Annotated in this window: 17 protein-coding genes; 9 read left to right on the top strand and 8 right to left on the bottom strand. The window is 52.0% G+C overall.

Annotated elements, in window-relative coordinates; all coding sequences use genetic code 11:
* Positions 1-190: 190 nt before the first annotated feature.
* From P8N76_05855 to leuB, 3 genes are all read left to right on the top strand, one after another.
* Complete coding sequence (locus tag P8N76_05855) at positions 191-502, top strand: hypothetical protein (protein ID MDG2381179.1); 312 nt, start codon at positions 191-193, stop codon at positions 500-502.
* A 15-nt stretch (positions 503-517) separates the two neighbouring features.
* Positions 518-1,033, top strand: coding sequence for a thermonuclease family protein (locus tag P8N76_05850; protein ID MDG2381178.1), 516 nt, complete (start codon positions 518-520; stop codon positions 1,031-1,033).
* A gap of 107 nt (positions 1,034-1,140) precedes the next feature.
* Positions 1,141-2,217, top strand: coding sequence for a 3-isopropylmalate dehydrogenase (gene leuB, locus P8N76_05845; GenBank protein MDG2381177.1), 1,077 nt, complete (start codon positions 1,141-1,143; stop codon positions 2,215-2,217).
* 4 nt (positions 2,218-2,221) lie between these two features.
* Here the strand turns inward: leuB and P8N76_05840 are convergent, their stop codons facing one another.
* The 8 genes from P8N76_05840 to P8N76_05805 all read right to left on the bottom strand — a co-directional run bounded on the left by P8N76_05840 (position 2,222) and on the right by P8N76_05805 (position 8,229).
* Positions 2,222-3,298 (bottom strand): hypothetical protein, encoded by a 1,077-nt coding sequence (locus P8N76_05840; protein ID MDG2381176.1) that lies wholly within the window; start codon positions 3,296-3,298, stop codon positions 2,222-2,224.
* Positions 3,299-3,467: 169 nt separating this feature from the next.
* Positions 3,468-4,193, bottom strand: coding sequence for an acireductone synthase (mtnC, locus tag P8N76_05835; protein MDG2381175.1), 726 nt, complete (start codon positions 4,191-4,193; stop codon positions 3,468-3,470).
* A 23-nt stretch (positions 4,194-4,216) separates the two neighbouring features.
* Entirely contained in the window at positions 4,217-4,801 is a 585-nt protein-coding gene (locus tag P8N76_05830; GenBank protein MDG2381174.1) for a cupin domain-containing protein, read from the bottom strand.
* A 49-nt stretch (positions 4,802-4,850) separates the two neighbouring features.
* Entirely contained in the window at positions 4,851-5,561 is a 711-nt protein-coding gene (gene mtnB, locus P8N76_05825; GenBank protein MDG2381173.1) for a methylthioribulose 1-phosphate dehydratase, read from the bottom strand.
* A gap of 128 nt (positions 5,562-5,689) precedes the next feature.
* Positions 5,690-6,265 carry a tRNA-(ms[2]io[6]A)-hydroxylase gene (locus P8N76_05820; protein MDG2381172.1) on the bottom strand — a complete coding sequence of 192 codons (576 nt, stop codon included), beginning with the start codon at positions 6,263-6,265 and terminating at the stop codon, positions 5,690-5,692.
* A 490-nt stretch (positions 6,266-6,755) separates the two neighbouring features.
* Positions 6,756-7,127, bottom strand: a complete 372-nt coding sequence (locus tag P8N76_05815) for a hypothetical protein (GenBank protein ID MDG2381171.1) — start codon at positions 7,125-7,127, stop codon at positions 6,756-6,758.
* A 378-nt stretch (positions 7,128-7,505) separates the two neighbouring features.
* On the bottom strand, positions 7,506-7,961 hold the full coding sequence (locus P8N76_05810) for an Hsp20/alpha crystallin family protein (GenBank protein MDG2381170.1): 456 nt from the start codon (positions 7,959-7,961) through the stop codon (positions 7,506-7,508).
* 31 nt (positions 7,962-7,992) lie between these two features.
* Positions 7,993-8,229, bottom strand: coding sequence for a hypothetical protein (locus P8N76_05805; protein ID MDG2381169.1), 237 nt, complete (start codon positions 8,227-8,229; stop codon positions 7,993-7,995).
* 307 nt (positions 8,230-8,536) lie between these two features.
* On the opposite strand from P8N76_05805, the gene P8N76_05800 reads away from it, so the two are divergent.
* From P8N76_05800 to P8N76_05775, 6 genes are all read left to right on the top strand, one after another.
* On the top strand, positions 8,537-9,166 hold the full coding sequence (locus tag P8N76_05800; protein MDG2381168.1) for a hypothetical protein: 630 nt from the start codon (positions 8,537-8,539) through the stop codon (positions 9,164-9,166).
* Positions 9,167-9,282: 116 nt separating this feature from the next.
* Positions 9,283-10,665, top strand: a complete 1,383-nt coding sequence (locus P8N76_05795; protein MDG2381167.1) for a sulfatase — start codon at positions 9,283-9,285, stop codon at positions 10,663-10,665.
* 177 nt (positions 10,666-10,842) lie between these two features.
* Positions 10,843-11,517 carry a bifunctional 4-hydroxy-2-oxoglutarate aldolase/2-dehydro-3-deoxy-phosphogluconate aldolase gene (eda, locus tag P8N76_05790; GenBank protein ID MDG2381166.1) on the top strand — a complete coding sequence of 225 codons (675 nt, stop codon included), beginning with the start codon at positions 10,843-10,845 and terminating at the stop codon, positions 11,515-11,517.
* A 33-nt stretch (positions 11,518-11,550) separates the two neighbouring features.
* Positions 11,551-12,654 (top strand): sugar kinase, encoded by a 1,104-nt coding sequence (locus P8N76_05785; GenBank protein MDG2381165.1) that lies wholly within the window; start codon positions 11,551-11,553, stop codon positions 12,652-12,654.
* 22 nt (positions 12,655-12,676) lie between these two features.
* Positions 12,677-13,702, top strand: coding sequence for a TauD/TfdA family dioxygenase (locus tag P8N76_05780; GenBank protein ID MDG2381164.1), 1,026 nt, complete (start codon positions 12,677-12,679; stop codon positions 13,700-13,702).
* Between the two features lie 40 nt (positions 13,703-13,742).
* A complete protein-coding gene (locus tag P8N76_05775) occupies positions 13,743-14,735 on the top strand; it encodes a VanZ family protein (protein MDG2381163.1) in 993 nt (330 codons plus the stop codon).
* The last annotated feature ends 150 nt before the right edge of the window (positions 14,736-14,885 follow it).

The following is a 14,885-nucleotide window of genomic DNA, read 5'->3' as shown; positions in this document are numbered from 1 at the left end:
CCTTCAAGGACCTCTTGATGCGCGAATGCGAACGAATCCAAGGATGATTCTGCAACTATCTTCCACTTAGGACTCACGTCGACTTGCTTAGGAGGTAGATCAGCGATTACGATGGAGTGTTGATGTGACGAAAAGGGTGAGACGGAGCGATCAGAATTTTTCCTCAGTCAGTCCAAAGGAAAGGACAATCATGATTCACTACTCCTGTGATCGATGTGGTCGGCCTGTCGACCCCAATGACGAACTTAGATACGTCGTACGAGTCGAAATCGAAGCGGTGATGGAACCGATCGACGGTGAAGTTATCGAAGATGACGATCGTGATCATCTGATGGAGTTACACGAAATCATGGAGCACGCGGAAGACGCGGAAAATCCGTTGATTGGCGAGGGCGTCTATCAACGAAAGCGATATGATCTTTGCAGTGACTGCCACCGACAATTCCTCAGGAACCCTGTAGGGCGTGAAACGGCAAAACTGATGGACTTTAGCGAGAACTAACGAGTCACTCTGACCGTGCCTCGAATAGCGTTCCCGACACAAATCCGCAGGCGATCGATGATTGCCTGGGCGTCTGTGCTGTTCGCACTCCTCATCTTTCGCTGGACGTGTTGGGCTCGGACGCCCTTGTGGCCGGAGTTGGTCGCCCCCTTGCCTCCAGGCGTCTATCGAGTTGTCAGCATCGACGCCGATCGCATTCGTCTTAGCAATCGCGAGCTAACTGGTTCTATAAAACTGCTCGGTATCGAGTTTGTCCGAACCGACATGGAAATCTATCTTCAGCGACGCCTACTCGGCCAAATTGTCCGGATCAGGTTCGATCGACGTCGCGTCGATCCGCAGCAGATCCAATTGGCTTACGTTTATCTGGATCACACGTTGATCAACGGCGAACTGGTTCGACAGGGCTATGCTCGAGCGGCGACTCGGCGGGAAGATTACCCACCTATTCGGCGCGAAATCGAAGCTTCAGAACGCCATGTCCGATCGAGAAGCCAGGGAATCGAGCGGTCAGAATTGGAAAAACGATAGCTCAACGCGATAGTTCGCACCTTGAATCCACTCGCCGTTCGCCCTATCTTCACAAGACATCGTTCCAAATTTTGCTTCATTTCATTGAGATAGAAAGAGAAGAATTCGTGCAAGCCAAAATCGTTTTGCTACCCGGCGACGGCATCGGCCCGGAAATCGTCCAACAATCGAAACTCGCTCTCGATGCGATTGCCTCACGGTTTGGTCATGAATTTGACTTCGAATCGCATTTGATTGGAGGTTGCGCCATCGATCAATGCGGGGACCCGCTGCCAACCGAATCCCTCGAGGCTTGTCGCGGAGCTGACGCTGTATTGCTTGGAGCAGTTGGCGGCCCCAAATGGGACGATCCTCGTGCTGCGACCCGTCCCGAGGTTGGCTTGCTGAAAATCCGTAAGGAACTGGGACTCTTCGCAAACTTGCGACCGATCTGCCCCCACGCGGACCTACTCGATGCATCTCCTCTTAAACGCGAGATTATCGACGGTGTCGACATTCTATTTGTACGTGAACTGACCGGCGGCATTTATTTTGGCGACTCGGGTCGTCGGACCGTCGAGAACGAGGAGTCCGCGTTCAACGAAATGACGTACCGTGTCTCGGAGGTGGAGCGCGTTGTACGACTCGCTGGCGAATCAGCCATGCAACGTAGTCAACGAGTCACTTCCGTTGACAAAGCCAACGTACTTGAGGTTTCTCGTTTATGGCGTGAAGTCGCGGAGCGTGTTATTCGGGAGGAGTTTCCCGAAATCAAATATGAAGTCGTACTCGTCGATGCCATGGCGATGCACTTGATCTCACGTCCTGCCGACTTTGATGTGGTAGTCACAGGCAACATGTTTGGTGACATTCTTACCGACGAGGCATCGATGTTACCCGGATCACTCGGCCTACTACCATCCGCTTCTCTGGGTGAACCGGGTCCCGGCCTGTACGAACCGATCCACGGATCGGCACCTGACCTTGCTGGTAAAGGAATTGCAAACCCGCTCGCCACGCTCTTAGCCTGCGGCATGCTTTTGCGCCACTCTCTTGGGCTAGAACTCGAAGCAAAAGCGATCGAATCAGCGGTTGCCACTGTGCTTGACGCCGGGCACCGCACGGCAGATATTGCCGCTGGACGCGAGTCGATTAGCACCGAAGCGATGGGCCGATTGGTGATCCAAGCGATTGAAAACGCCTAACAAATCACGAGGCGAGAGCAGTCAAATCATCGACCGAATCATCGACATCGACCGGCTTGCTTAAGGTGCGAACCCGCACACGAGCTTTGCGATATCGACGCACGGACTCCCGTAACTCGTCGGGCAAATGCCGCTCGAAAGATTGCATTCGCCCCGCATCACTTCGGATCACTCGACGAAACCAATCCTCTGGAATCTTGGGCTCAGAGACATTGAACAGCGAGCCCAATTTGTCCGTCATCGAGGGAAATCGTTGCCGATCGATCAAGTCACGACTCTGCTGAGCCAAGCCGCGTAATTCCAGGTCTGACTTTGTCAATTCAATGACCGTTGCCTTGGCCACATCATCACCGACAAGGTACAAGCCCACCAGAAATTCGGATGATCCACAAATCGGTTGCTGTTTGCCTGATCCGGATCGCTGGTAGGCGGCACATCGCAACCGAACATAGTCGCCTCGCCAGCAGCTAGGAACACGGAACACAACACCAAACTGCTTCACGCCATCCATTGAGGTTTGCTGCGAAGATCGAAGCTTGTAATAGACGGCCGTCCCGCGAGCAACCGTGCCACTCGCAAACAACAGCTGTTTCGGCGGAAGCAATTCGTAGTTAAATTTAGCGCCATTCGAATTGTCTTTCGAGGCTGACGCTTGAACCGAAGCCCGCGCATCGGGTGACAAAGAACCACTGATTCCCAAATTCGATGATGCCTCAGAGTGCCGCTGGACTCCCACATTACCGGAAACAGGAGAAATCATTTTTGTCTTCGGCGAGTAATCCGCGACCCGCAAGCTCCGATCGGGGCTTTCCACAACGTACAAGTATTGACTTAAATCAGACTCACGCCCGACACGGACCAAAGACGACACGTCGAAGGTTGCTTCGACCAACATCTCGCCCGCATTGTCAGCTTGAAAGGCATCATCAATGCGCACGCGACAGGAAACGACTTCCGGCACATCAAAGTGCACACAAGGGTTTTGAGCGACGACAACAGGGACTGCAACCAGTGTGAGCACTCCGACCGCGCTCTGATAGCCTGACCGCACCCGCAAATGAAACGACCGAACCGTAAACATACGGACCTCCGTGTGCATCCAAATTGGCCGAGCACGAACTGCACCGTGCAGTTCATTGGAATGATACACCGAGGTAAAGCATGGTCAAGAATTTACATCAAAGAGTGGCGAATCAACGCTTGATGCAATGCTAGCGCCCATTATAGGGTTTGCAGAATCCCGGCAAAGATTAACGGCTTGACGGCCGTCCAACCGACCATTGAACTTCGCTGAAACCATCGATCACATCATGTCCGTGATCCGAATTAACTGCTGCATTCCCAGGGCGTCGGCAGAGCGCCGTCTGTAATCCGGCCTCCAGAGCCGCATCAAGTTCAGCGGGAATATCACTGAGAAATAAGATCTGCTGTGGCGGAATTTGATAGTCACTAGCGATAGCACAATAACTGGACGCTTCGCGTTTTGCTCCGATCGTAGTGTCATAGTGTCCACGAAATAACGACAGCAGGTCACCATCGATCGTATGACCGAAAAACAACTTTTGTGCCTGAACACTCCCGGAAGAATAGATGCGAATATCGATTCCCGCAGCATGCCAACGGCGCAAATTCTCCGCCACCTCGCCAAAGAGATGTGCTTGCAATTCCCCCGACTCAAAGCCCCTTTTCCAGATCAGCCCCTGCAATTGCTTTAATCCGGTGGCTTTGACATCACCATCCATCAGACGAACCACTTCATCACGCACAAGTTTGATTTGTCGAGCCGACACTCGTTCGCCACACCATGCAGACAGAGAGGTGTGTCCCGCATCCTGGGCGATCCAATCAGCGGCCTGTTGAACTTCCGAATCCTGCCAATTCAGCTCCAGGAACGCTTCCAGCTCTCGCCTCGCAAAGGGAAACATTTGGTCATAGACAAAGGACACCGAAGAAGTTGTACCTTCGATGTCCAACAATACGGCTTGTCCATTAAAACAAATCACAATTTGACGACGGAATCAACGTCGTCCTCATCGGTGGTGAGGTAGTTGGGCCCCCAGCAAACGGCCGCGTAATTCTCATCCACGCCTTCCGCCACGTAATGCGGTGCCCAACCGGCCGGGTCTTGGAACAAACGAATACAGCGAATCGTCTTGTCGGAGCAGAGATCAAACCAGTGCTGCGTGCCAGCGGGCACGTTGATCAAATCACCCGACTCAACCTGCACAGCAAAGACGGGCCCCTCTTGAGGATGAATATGGAAAACGCCCGCCCCTTTCACGGTAAAACGGACTTCATCTTCGGTGTGGGTATGCTCTTTGCTAAACTTAGCCAGCATTCCATCAAGTCCAGGCGTGTCTGGATTAACGTTGATCACATCGGCGGTGACGAACTGCCCCGCCTCCTTCAACCGTTCGATTTCCGGTGCGTAGGCCGCCAAAATCTCGTCGTTCTCAGCATTCGGTCCGATCCGTCCCTCAACGTCCCACTTTTCGTACCAAATCCCGAACGGCTCGAGAAAACGGCGGATCTCCTCAACGTCTTCAATCCGACGATCTTCCTCAGAAACAGTGATACGGGCCATTTATTTTCTCCCTTGTTCTCACAAGTTGGCAAGCAACCAGGACATCGGTTCAGGACAGCGACGCCCTGAACGCCGGTAAGCTATTTTGCAGGATCATTTTTTGAGCTACGCACTCGAATAAAAATTCAAAAATCTCAATATGTCGACGCGCGGCAAAAAGGTCGCGGCCCCAAGTATAGAGGCCGTGCTGTCGAATCAAGAAGCCATGAGGCACCGGGCTGTTGCCGGCCAATGATCGCTCCTCGATATCCGCGGCGAGTGAGGGAATGTCCTGGGTGTTATCAAAAATGGGCACCCAAATTCGCTGCTGATGAGTTTGTATTCCTTCCAACCCTTTCAGCATCTCAAAACCTTCGACTTCTAAGCCACCATCTTCGAAGAAAATCCCGGACAGCACAGTGCTCCACACCGAATGCGTGTGCAGCACCGCACCCACATCGGGCTGTTTCGCCAAGATGCAATGTAGGAGCGTCTCGGCGGAAGACTTCGGCTGACCCTCGACAACCGGCTTGCCATCTGCATCCACTCGTACAAAGTGGCTCGGTAGCAGATTGCCCTTGTCCATCCCGCTCGCCGTCACGAGTAGCTCCAGTGGATTTCGCCGTACCACGAGACTGTAATTGCTGCTCGTCCCCACCGACCATCCTCGAGCATGCAACATTTGTCCCGTTGCACGCAACGAATCGATAGCTGCTTCGTGTCCCCGCAGATGGTCAGGCAGCAAACTTTCACCGACCGCGCGATCTTGTGATGATTTCAAAGGCAAAGACTCCATTAACCCATCAACCTCCTCGAAAAACCTGGACCCCCAATTTAGCAAATCGGTTGACGGTTACAACGATCGATCGACGCACACTCAACAATTGAGCAACGACGAGGCGAACTACGTCAACTATGCATGCGAGGTAAATCATGCCCTGCGGCAATTATCTCGGCTTCCGCCCCAGCAAGTTCCGTGAGGCGTTGATCCACAACGTCGTCGCTGGCAAAAGTACGAGCTAATCGCACATATGTGGCATGATGACGTGCTTCCGATTCAAATAAACTGCCGTAAAAATCCGACAGCTGTCGATCATCAAGATGCTTTCGCAACAAATCAAAACGCTCACAGGATCGTGCTTCGATCAAACCGGCGACTAACAAACGATCAACGGCTTTTTGGGGCTCTTGCTTGTTCACCAGATCATTCAATTCGCGACCGTAATGGCAGGCCCGCATCCGCTGAAAGCGAATCCCGCGAGTTTTGAGTAATTCCAATACCAGCTCAAAATGCTCAAGTTCCTCACTGACAATCTTCACCATCTCACTCGTGAGCTCTTCGTGCTCCACATAGGCAGAGAGCAGATTCATGGCGGTTCCAGCCGCTTTTTTTTCACAATGAGCATGATCGATCAAAATCTGATCCAAATGTTGATCAACTTGCTTAAGCCAACGCTCAGAGGTCTCGGATTGCAAACTCAACATGGCAGATCCATTCGGCAGCAAACAGTCATTTCGACGGGTTCGAGCTGGGAAACCACGCATGATACGCTCGCGCCAGCAGGCGTGACAAGCGGCCCATGCTCGATCAAAAGCTGGCTTTTCCCATCATTCCGAAATCCTTTGAAAAACGAAACGGAGCTGCAGCGATTTTCTGTATCGGGGGCAACATCACCCCATCCAAAACGAAATCAGAGCGATTCCTGGTGACGGGTCGAAAGAATCAACCAAACAAGATTTGAGCTGGAGACTCAACGGGATGAAACCAGATTTGACGGCAGATCTCAACAACAAGAGCCCCAGATCTCGATAATTGCCCACGGGAGATCGTGGGGATAGGAACCATCTAACACCAGTTGGCTCCCGAACGAAAGCAAATCCCCAGTCGTGGCAAGAGCGATCTTTCCCAACGGAAGCGACCTCCCCCAGCCGCCCCAAGCCAGCCACATCTCGGGGCGCTGAGTTTTCAAATCACCTAGAAGCCAAAATAGATTCCAAAGCTGGATCCACAGCCTGGCGCTGAATAAGGCACAAAGTGATCTCGATGATGGTGGCGGGGTCGATAGTTGGGTCGCACCGCTGGTCCATAGCCGCGGTAGCCGCGGTAATCACGGTAACGATGGTGCCCTCGGTCATGCCGATGGACATGATGTGGCGAAGCATAGTAACCGTCCCGGCGATAACGTCCCACTAATTGGAGAGGTAACTTTCTGGGAGAATTTACCATTGCCAAATCTACGTTTCGATTTAAAGCGGATTTCACCGGGGAAGCCTCGCCGGTTCCGACCCCAATGGTCATCCCCATCGTTACACCAACGATCAGACAGAATCCTACGCATCGCTTCATGATCTCGCTCCTTACCAGATTACGAAGGTTGTCCGGCAGTTAAATCAGGAACGACAATCGACCTGTTGACCCCGGACTTCGGAGTTAGAGGACACACGCAGACAACGTGCCAAACTTTGACTGGCCGTCAAAAGGGCAGCAATAGCTGAAAAAAAAAGCGTAAACGATCTCGCCCTGTTGTTAAATCGACAACAAATCCATCCAAATGACGACAGTCAACAACTGTTCCTTTCCAACACCCATTCATGGGTCGCTGAATCTCGAGATCGGCCCATTATCGATCAGGCGAAAAATCAGTCGCGTGGCCTGATAGGTATCAACGAAAAAAGCGGAGCCCCGCAAGGATCCGCTTCCATAGGTTCCCACAACCCGTTTGGCCTATTCGGCCGAACGGCTTGTAACTTCAATGCGAGTAGGCTTGGGCTTCTCGCTCTTTGGCAATTGGATAGTCAACACCCCATTTTCGAACATGGCAGTGATATCCTGCTCGTTTACATTTTCGGGTAGCGAGACTTGCCGTTCAAATTTCCCAAACCGCCGTTCAACACGGTGGAAAGTCATCTCTGAGTTTTCAGTACTGTCGGCAATCTCACCGGAAATCAAGAGTTGTCCTTCGTGGATTTCAACATTCACATTTTCCTGAGAGACTCCCGGCAAATCGGCCGAAACTTCATACCGCTCATTCGATTCCGCGACATTAAGTCGTGGCACGATCAGTTCAGAGTTTGGTTTCGACTCAGCGCTCGTAAGCCCATTTAAAAAGCTGTCCATCTCCCGATAAAGATCAACAGGACGAAATGAAGTTTGTCGACGATTGGTAGCACAACGATTCATGTTTACCTCCATTTGCGTGTTCCGACGCAATCTAGTTAGAGACCAAAAGTTTTTGCTTGTGGGCGACCACCATCGAGAGCCCTGTGCATTGACACAAGGTTGTCACCCACAGCAGTTTCGCGAGTGACAGCAGTCGTGTCGAATGTTGGCCTGTCGTTCTGACAGTTCTGGCAATCGCATGCACTCCAAGAAAGGCAAAGACTGTGCCAAAGGGGCCGTGAAGTCGAGTTCTCTGCCGTAACAGGCTTGCGGTAGAGGACTTAGTCATCGTCCTTTTTCCTCAGGTCATCACATGTGATGAATTCCGCAATCGTCACGGCTTGCCAGATTCGGCAGGCACGATCTGCCGAATTGGCGGATTGTGAGTTAATTCCCCAAAACAGGAACAGGAGCCGCCTAAAAACCGACCGATATTAATGACATCTACCGTGCCATCGGCAAACTGTTTTGAATCATGCTTCGAGCAGGCTTAAGTTCCCTACGAGAGCTAGACTTAAAGTAGGACGACGAAGCCCAACGTAGCTCGTCATGTTCCAATTAATCGTTAGGTTCCTTCCGCAAAAGGAATGGTCGCCATGTACACCACAGTTTCCCCGATCTTGTCTGCAATTGTCACAGGCTCGCTTATCATTGGAAGTTTGAGTGCAGCCGAAAAAGCGAGCCCCTCCCAGCGGCCCCATCCTGAAGAAGTCAGGGCGTTTGTTGTCAACTTTTTTTCGACACTCTCGGATTACCAACCGGGTGATCTGATCACCAAACCACAAGTCGACAAATTACTAACGGCGATGCTGAAAGACGCATGGATTGTCACCGACAAGGACCGCCAACAGCTGATGAATCGCATTTTAGGTAACGATGCATTTCTTGCGAAAGAGCTCAACGCGACGAAACGGGGTCGCTCTTTTCTGAAGAAAATCAAAAGCTACCCAGGGGGTATCGATCGACTCGACAAGATCGCGCAGATGCCGAGAGGAAAACGAGACGTACATGCGATGATCTACAAGATCCCGAACGGCGATGATTGGATCAAGGGCATGACAACCACCGCTTACGGTAAACGCATGGGGAACAGCATCTCCCGCTGGCAGGGAGACGACTTCAACAAGAAGACAGGGAAACTTTACACGGTCGGCATGCTCGCTCCCGAAATGGTGCGCATGGTTCATCTTGCTCAGAAAACGACTCCGGACAAAGCCATTCGTTAGAGTCTGCCTTGGGAAGCCAAGTTGCGTTCTATTGAGATCGGCGAGCAAAAGTCGCCAATCCTTCATCATTCATTTATGATGTCCTTCATCGATTCGATCTCTAGGGAGGACACGGTTTGATTCGACCTTTTTACTGGCTGACGTTCGTAATCGCCATCGGCTTCTGCCTGGAAGTCCAGGCGAGCAACAGCAACGCGCCGAACGTTCTTTTGTTAATCGCTGATGACATGGCCTGTCGCGATTGCGGTCCCTATGGCAACGCTGAAATCCGCACACCACATCTCGATCGATTAGCTCGGGAGGGGATGACGTTCGATCGCGCATTTACCGCAACGGCGATGTGTGCCCCCACGCGACAACAGCTATACACGGGCCTCTTCCCAGTTCGCAATGGGGCTTACCCAAACCACAGTAAGGTCAAACCGGGAACGCATAGCATCGTTCACCACTTACGAGATTTGGGCTATCGAGTGGGATTAATTGGTAAAAAACATTTTGGACCGAAGGAATCTTTCCCTTTTGAACTGTTGAACGCCAAGACAGGTCCGGCATTTTTAACCCGTGACAAGAGCCAGCCTTTCTGTCTTGTCGTGGCATCCAAGAGCCCTCATGTCCCCTGGACGGAAGGACCGAATGATTACGACCCCGATCGCCTCACGTTGCCTTCCTGGTTGGTCGACACCGCTGAGATGCGCACTGCATTTTCGGCTTACGCAAGCGAAATCACGGCCTTCGATCAGGAGGTTGGCAACTGGTTAGATTTATTGGACGAACACCAACTGGCAAAAAACACTCTAGTCGTTGCGACAAGCGAACAAGGTCCGCAAATGCCGGGTGGCAAATGGACCTGTTACGAATACGGATTGCAGGTCGCTTTTCTCGCCCGTTGGCCAACAACGATTGCAGCGGGAACTCGATCTTCGGCGATGGTCCAGTACGTCGACTTCGTGCCAACGATTGTGGAAGCTGCCGGTGGCGATCCGCTGCAAATCGACACCGGACAGGCAGGATCTGACTCAGGAGGTCGCGACTGTGATGGGCGAAGTTTCCTGAAGGTCCTGAAAGGCGAAGCCGATGACCACCATGCCTGGGTCTACGGAATACACACGACCCAGGGAATAAAGGCTGGAACGCCATTTCCGATCCGATCGATACGCGGAACTCGTTACAAATACATTCAAAATTTGTTATCCGATTCTCGATTCCACAACACGGTCATTGAGCACGATGCCGCGAACTACTGGAAATCGTGGGTTCGAGAAGCGGCTTCAAATCCCCACGCGATGAAGCTCGTCCAACGCTATCTCAAACGTCCCGCGGAGGAATTCTACGATCTCGAAGACGATCCGTACGAATTGACGAACTTAGCAACCGTGCCTGCACACCAAACACGAATCCAAGAGATGAAAAAACGCCTGCGAGAATGGATGCAGCAGCAAAATGACATGGGCGTGGAAACCGAAAATGCAGCTCAAGTTCATCGGACCCAGCGACGTTAATCACCTTTGATTAATCGCAAAGATTCGCGAATCGTGACGTAGAAAACGATTTCGCTCAGATGACGAGTTCGGCATTCCAATTCAGGTACACTCGGTTCAACCGGCTGTTCGATTCAGTTCCACAAGAATAAGATAGATCCTTTCGTCGTTCGTCAACACCTTTTTGTTGAGGCAATCATGATGGAATCCCAATTTCCAGAATCCCTTTTGTCGCGTATTGAAAACTGCGGCGTAATCTCCGTTCTAATCATTGAGGAGTTACAGCAAGCGGTTCCGATCGCAAAGGCTTTGCTGGCGGGCGGAGTTGACGCCATGGAACTCACGCTAAGAACTCCTGTCGCATTGGATGCATTACGAGCTATACGCAGCGAAGTCCCCGAAATGCTGGCAGGAATTGGCACGATTCTTCGACCTCAACAAATTCATGAAGTCATCGAAGCGGGTGCAGCGTTTGGTGTCGCACCTGGCATGAATCCCACTGTGGTCAGAGAAGCGCAACAAGCAGACCTCCCTTTCGCTCCAGGAATCGCTACGCCCTCCGATATCGAAATCGCCCTGTCTTACGGCTGTAAAGAGTTGAAGTTTTTTCCCGCCGAACCAAGTGGTGGTTTGCCCTATTTAAAGAGCATGGCTGCTCCCTATCAGCACTTGGGCGTGCGTTTTGTTCCGCTCGGCGGGGTCAATGCAGAAAACTTTGGCATCTACCTGAGAGATCCCAGCATCTTGGCGGTGGGTGGATCCTGGCTGGCACCGGCAGCAGCCATCTCAGAAAAACGATGGGACATCATTACGGACGTGGCAAAAGCAGCCACTGCTCAGGCAGGTAGCGTCCGTCAAGGAACAAACTGCTAGAGCCAGTTTCTTCGGGAAGGAAGTATTCAGCAAATGAAGATCGTCACTTTCGGCGAAATCATGGGACGTTTAACGCCCCCGGGATTTCTCAGGCTCAGGCAGACACTGCCGGGTAGTTTAGACGTGACCTTTGCGGGAGCCGAAGCCAATGTGGCTGCCTCTCTCGCAATGCTATTTTCTTCGAACGACAAAATCACAAGCACCTTCGTCAGCGCGTTACCTGCCAATCCTTTGGGAGACGCGTGCGTTGCTTCACTACGAGCTTTGGGCGTCGACACACAACACATTGTCCAACGAGAGAGCGGTCGCCTTGGACTCTATTTTGTGGAAACTGGCGCGAACCAACGTCCCAGTCAAGTGCTTTACGATCGCGAGGGATCGACGATCAGCCAAACCGGATCAGAGCATTACGACTGGAATCAGATTTTCGCCGATGCAAGCTGGTTACACATTACCGGCATTACTCCAGCCATTTCGGCGGCCGCTGCGGAAAGCACTCTGGCCGCAGCATCGGAAGCCAAACAAAGGGGCCTCTCGGTCTCTTGCGACTTGAACTTCCGCAAAAAGCTTTGGAACTGGCAACCCGAGATACCAGCGCAAGCGTTGGCTCAACAAACAATGCGTAAGATTTTACCTAACGTCGATCTCGTGATCGCCAACGAAGAAGATTGCAGCGATGTGCTGGAAATCCAAGCGACAAACACAGATGTGCAGGCTGGTAAACTTGCCATTGATCGTTACCCAGATGTCGCTCGTCAATTGATTGAACAGTTTCCGAATGTGAATCGCGTCGGCATTACGTTGCGGGAAAGTCAATCGGCTTCTCATAACAATTGGGGAGCTATGCTGTTTGAGGCCGAACACAATCAAGCCTGCTTTGCTCCGCTCGAAGATGGTCAATATGCCCCCTACCCAATTCGAAACATTGTTGATCGAGTTGGCGGAGGAGACGCCTTCGCAGCCGGTCTGATTTATTCGCTTGTCACAGAAGATCAAGCATCCGGTTCAGCCGCAATTCGTTTCGCAGCAGCCGCTTCTTGCTTGGCCCATTCCATCGTTGGCGATTTCAACTTCAGCACATTGAACGACATTCAAACCCTTATGGCCGGTTCAACCAGCGGCCGTGTCGTGCGATAACCCTAGTCTCCCCTCTGATCTGATGAACACCATCCCGTCCAAACCTCATCCCATCGAGTCTGCCGCGAATTGGCAGGGGACCGAACTGTTGCAACATCCCGATTGGGAGGCTCGTTTATCTACCGATGAGCTGACGCAAATCGATCAGGCCTTACGGGGAGTCGCGAACAGTCCGCTTTCGGAAATCAACGCCGCGACGTTCCAGTTGGGCTCCTTGGGCGACCGACTCGTAGCAATCCAGGGCAATCTCGAACATGGATCCGGCGTCCTTTTGCTCAAGAGTATTTCCGTCGATCGTTATTCGCCCGCTGAGCTCCAACGTTTATTCTTGGGACTGCTCTCCCACCTTGGCACCCCTGTCTCGCAATCAGCGGAAGGAACCACGGTTTTCAGCGTTCGCAACGAAGGCTTGGGGACCCAAGACCCCAAAACACGCGGACCTAACACGAACAAAAAACTTAGTTTTCATACCGATCGCTGCGACGTCATCGGCTTCCTCTGTATTCAACCGGCCATGACTGGAGGGGAAAACCAAATTGTCAGTTCGGTGGCGGTATACAACAAGATTCTGTCAACCCGCCCCGACTTGCTCAGCATTTTATTGCAACCTTTCTACTACCAACGCCACAACGTCGACCTGGGAAACGAAACCCCTTTTACCAAACAGCCGATTTTCTCGATCTACCAAGGTCATTTTGCGGCCAATTTCTTACGAGTCCTGATCGAACGCGCCTATGCAGATGAATCAACTCCTGAAATGACACCCCAACAACGTGAAGCACTCGATTTCCTGGAAACGACCGCTGCTGATCCATCCTTGTCGATTACTTTTCGGCAAGAGGTAGGAGACCTTCTGCTACTCAATAATTTTGTCACGTTGCATCGCAGAACGGAATTCAAAGACAACGTCGACCATCCACGACACTTGCTACGAATCTGGTTGTCGATGCCCAACAGTCGCCCTCTTGATCCGATGTTTGCTGGAAATTACGGTTCGGTCAAAGCCGGTGCCATTCGAGGTGGAATGCGTCCCCAACACGCCCCATAGATCAATGACGCCAGCTTCCAATCCGTCGCGCGAGCCCCCGATGAATTCGCCTTCTCAACTTGCAACCCCGAATCCTCGCACCCGCTGGCTTTTCGGAGCCACCGCGATGGTCTTATGCCTGCTCATCCCCATCTTAGGTTTGCGGTCGAGCCATCAAGAAACGATTCTCAAGTCATCAATTCAAACCAGTGGCCATTTTGTCTTTTTCGCGGCTCTAGCATTCTGCTCGGCAATTGCATCCCCGGCATGGATACCCTGGCTGAAGTCGCGCCGTTGGCCACAGTACCTCGTCGGGTTCACCATCTCAGCGACAGTTGGTGGCTTACTCGAACTGGCTCAGAAGTTCATTCCAAGCCGAGACGCGAGTTTTCAGGATTTTGTGTTCGACGTGACCGGAGCAACCTTCGCCGTCAGTCTGCTCGTCTTACTTCAGCCGCTGCGCCAACAAAATCGCCCGTCCCTACTGGCCCAGTTGAGTGCTGCTCTTATCTTCCTGGCAACGCTGACCTTTGGTATGCAACCCGTCGTCTCCTGTGCATCCGATTACTGGGAACGACAACAAGCACTACCGCTCTTACTCAACTTTCAAAAACCGTGGAGCTTACGGTTCCTCACAATCAATCAAGGCGCAAGCGTCATCAAAACAAGCCCGCCCCCTCAATGGCCTGGAGGCGACACGGGAGCATGGGTACGCATCCAGTCCGGTACACGTTATCCGGGTGTGGGCATGAATGAACCTAATCCCGACTGGCAAGCCTACGAGCATCTCGCAGTCGACATTTACTCTCAAACCGATCAAGTCGCTCAGATTCGAATTCAAGACCTTGCACACAACGACGAATATTACGACCGCTTCAATCAATCGATACCAATCAAGCAAGGCTTTCAAACCGTTCGCATCCCTCTCGATCAGATCAAACAGGGCCCACGCCAGCGTCAGCTTGACTTGAGCCGCATTGGTGGCTTCAAACTATTCTTCCTTGATCCGCCCAAAGATTTCGACATCTATCTCGGTAATCTTCGCCTCGAATAACTACCTGGCTAACTACCTGGCTAACTACCTGGCTAACTACTTGGCTAACTACTTGGCTAACTACTTGGCTAACTACTTGGCTAACTACTTGGCTAACTACTTGGCTAACTACTTGGCTAACTACTTGGCTAACTACTTGGCTAACTACTT

The sequence above is a fragment of the Pirellulaceae bacterium genome (assembly GCA_029243025.1).
Classification (GTDB): domain Bacteria; phylum Planctomycetota; class Planctomycetia; order Pirellulales; family Pirellulaceae.
The sequence above is the reverse complement of the archived record's forward strand: the minus strand, read 5'-3'. Positions and strand labels throughout refer to the sequence as shown.

What these genes read in the sequence shown, in the direction of transcription:
- P8N76_05855 (MDG2381179.1), top strand. Translation starts at nt 191, where the DNA reads ATGATTCACTACTCCTGTGATCGATGTGGTCGGCCTGTCGACCCCAAT.
- P8N76_05840 (MDG2381176.1), bottom strand. Translation starts at nt 3,298, where the DNA reads ATGTTTACGGTTCGGTCGTTTCATTTGCGGGTGCGGTCAGGCTATCAG.
- P8N76_05830 (MDG2381174.1), bottom strand. Translation starts at nt 4,801, where the DNA reads ATGGCCCGTATCACTGTTTCTGAGGAAGATCGTCGGATTGAAGACGTT.
- P8N76_05820 (MDG2381172.1), bottom strand. Translation starts at nt 6,265, where the DNA reads ATGTTGAGTTTGCAATCCGAGACCTCTGAGCGTTGGCTTAAGCAAGTT.
- P8N76_05815 (MDG2381171.1), bottom strand. Translation starts at nt 7,127, where the DNA reads ATGAAGCGATGCGTAGGATTCTGTCTGATCGTTGGTGTAACGATGGGG.
- P8N76_05810 (MDG2381170.1), bottom strand. Translation starts at nt 7,961, where the DNA reads ATGAATCGTTGTGCTACCAATCGTCGACAAACTTCATTTCGTCCTGTT.
- P8N76_05805 (MDG2381169.1), bottom strand. Translation starts at nt 8,229, where the DNA reads ATGACTAAGTCCTCTACCGCAAGCCTGTTACGGCAGAGAACTCGACTT.
- P8N76_05800 (MDG2381168.1), top strand. Translation starts at nt 8,537, where the DNA reads ATGTACACCACAGTTTCCCCGATCTTGTCTGCAATTGTCACAGGCTCG.
- eda (MDG2381166.1), top strand. Translation starts at nt 10,843, where the DNA reads ATGATGGAATCCCAATTTCCAGAATCCCTTTTGTCGCGTATTGAAAAC.
- P8N76_05785 (MDG2381165.1), top strand. Translation starts at nt 11,551, where the DNA reads ATGAAGATCGTCACTTTCGGCGAAATCATGGGACGTTTAACGCCCCCG.
- P8N76_05780 (MDG2381164.1), top strand. Translation starts at nt 12,677, where the DNA reads ATGAACACCATCCCGTCCAAACCTCATCCCATCGAGTCTGCCGCGAAT.
- P8N76_05775 (MDG2381163.1), top strand. Translation starts at nt 13,743, where the DNA reads ATGAATTCGCCTTCTCAACTTGCAACCCCGAATCCTCGCACCCGCTGG.